This window comes from Paracoccus sp. S4493 (genome assembly GCF_000967735.1).
In the GTDB taxonomy this organism is placed as follows: Bacteria; Pseudomonadota; Alphaproteobacteria; order Rhodobacterales; family Rhodobacteraceae; genus Paracoccus; species Paracoccus marcusii.
Genome location: NZ_JXYF01000534.1, coordinates 1 through 480 on the forward strand (window position 1 = coordinate 1; position 480 = coordinate 480).

Below are 480 nucleotides of genomic sequence, written 5' to 3' on the forward strand. Positions count from 1 at the left end.
GGCCAGCGCCAGCGCGATCAGCAGGGGGCGAAGGGTCATCGGGTCCTCGATAGGGCTTCGGGCGGAAAGCGGCCCGGTGTCAGGGTTGGTATATCAGACGCACGCCGTCCGAGAAATTCAAGACTGCGGCCCCGTCGCCCGCCGAATCGCCGGCGGCGGCCCCGGCATCGGCATCGGTCGCAGCAGGGGCCAGCCGCATGCGGCCCGCGGTGATGCGGCCAAAGGGCGCCTGCGCCTCGACCCCGCGGTCGGCCTGGAGGACCGACGTATCGGTCCGCGCGTCGATCTGCGGCGTGTCCAGCTGCCAGCCGCTGCTGGTGGTCATGCGCACGCCGCCCTCCAGCCGCACCAGCCCGTCCAGCAACCCGCCCTGCGGCGCGGTCAGCTCGGCACGCAGCCCGTCGGGGCGCAGCCAATCCAGCGCCACGTCCCCCGCGGCCCCGCCGGACCCGCCCGGCGTGACCTGCGCCGCGCGCAGGG

1 pseudogene is annotated in these 480 nt (G+C 75.0%); it reads right to left on the reverse strand.

Features of this window, described 5'->3' with window-relative positions:
* Positions 1–79: 79 nt before the first annotated feature.
* Positions 80–480 (reverse strand): annotated as a pseudogene (locus TW83_RS21650) (hypothetical protein); the annotation flags it as partial.